Raw genomic sequence first — 1,628 nt, 5'->3', positions numbered from 1 at the left:
GGGTCTGTTCCGTAGTCGGTGGTGACGGAGGGTGTCGTCAGCCCAAGAGGATGCGGTGGCGGAGGAGAGGGAAGCTCGCGCGGCCGTACATCTGGCGCTTGATCAGCTTGGTTTTGTTGTTGACGCCTTCGGTGCCGCCGTTGTGGTGCGGCAGGGTGAGGGCGGCGTCGACTGCGGCGCGGTCCTTCTCGAGGCCACGGGTGAAGGCATGCAGGTGGGGCAGGTCCTCGGCCTGGGCCGAGGTGATCCAGGTGCTCAGCAGGGTGGCATTGCCGTCGGCGGGATCCAGCAGTACGGCGAAGTGGTGGATGAGGTCGGCCAGAGCGGTCATTTCGTGGCAGGCGGTGCGGGCGGCCTCGATGCGTTCCCGCTGGTGGTCCTTGAGGCGGTCGGGGCGGGTGAGCAGGTAGCGGGCGAGGCGCCGGGGCGAGAGTGCGGGCCGGTCGGCCTCGACGCGGCCCTGGTTGATGTAGCGGACGAGCAGGTTCGAGCTGCCGGTGTAGCCCAGTTCCTTGATCTCCTGGAGGAGATGGGTGACGGGGACGGCCGGGTTCTCCAGCCGGCGTCGGCGCAGGTGATCGCGGTAGGGATCGACGAGGGTGGGCCGGTACTTGGGGGTGCGGATGAGGCGCTCGGGCTCGGCGACGCGGTCGTAGCGCTTGACGGTGTTGAGAGCCAGGTTCAGGCGGCGCGCGCACTCCAGAAGTCCGACTCCGCGCTCGCGCAGGGCGTGGACCTGCTGCCAGCGCTCGCGGGTGGTGGCGGCCTGTCTCCCCCTCGGCCGGGGGCGGGCCCGCTTTCGCCCAGCAGGTGCTGTGCGCGGCGACTTCTTTGCGGACGGCCTCGGCGAGGTTGTGCCACAGGTGCCAGCGGTCGCTGATCTGGACCGCGTCGGGCAGGGCTCGGCGGACCGCCTCGGCGTAGGTGGCCGATCCGTCCCGGCACACGGCCTCGATGCCCGGATGTCCGCGCAGCCAGGCTTCCAAAGTGGCGGCTTCGCGGCCGGGCAGCACCTCGATTCGCTCACCGGTCTCGGCGTTGATGATGATTGTGGCGTAGCTGTGTCGGCGCCGCAGGGCGAAGTCGTCGACCCCGATTACCCTCGGGATCCGCACCTCCGGCAAGGGCACCCGCCGTAGCAGCCGCAGGGCCGAGGCGTACGACACGGGTACGGCCAGAGATCGGGTGAGTCGGGCGGACGCCCGGCCGCATAACTCCTTGACCAGCTCGGAGAGCTGGCCGGTCAGACGTGTGGTGCGGCGCTGATGGCGCTCCAGGAGCCCGGGGACCTGCTCTCGGAAGGTCTGCCGTCTGCAGCCCAGGACCGGACAGACCAGCCGTCGTATCCTCACCCGGACCACGACCTGCCGGCCGTCGACCGGCACATCTCGCACCGTCCGGCCGTGATACCCGTGGACCCGCCCCGTCACCACCCCGCACACCGGACAGGGAACGGGAACATCCCGGGTCCGAGCCGAGACCCGGACTATCTCGCCACCGTCCGCCACATCCTCGATGACCAACGCCGACAACCCCGAAAACACCGTTCCCACAAGCGTGTTCGCATCATGCACGCCCAATGATCACAGGCGAGCACTCACCGTCACCACCGACTACGGAACAGACCC

At 69.3% G+C, this 1,628-nt stretch carries 1 pseudogene; it reads right to left on the bottom strand.

The features are described from left to right. Positions 1-37 precede the first annotated feature (37 nt). Positions 38-1,544, bottom strand: a pseudogene (locus tag ACH4YP_RS47995) (ISL3 family transposase). Positions 1,545-1,628 lie beyond the last annotated feature (84 nt).

The sequence above is a fragment of the Streptomyces sp. NPDC020747 genome, assembly GCF_044334695.1.
Lineage (GTDB): Bacteria > Actinomycetota > Actinomycetes > Streptomycetales > Streptomycetaceae > Streptomyces.
Note: the sequence above shows the minus strand (reverse complement) of the source record. Positions and strands in the feature narration are given on the sequence as shown.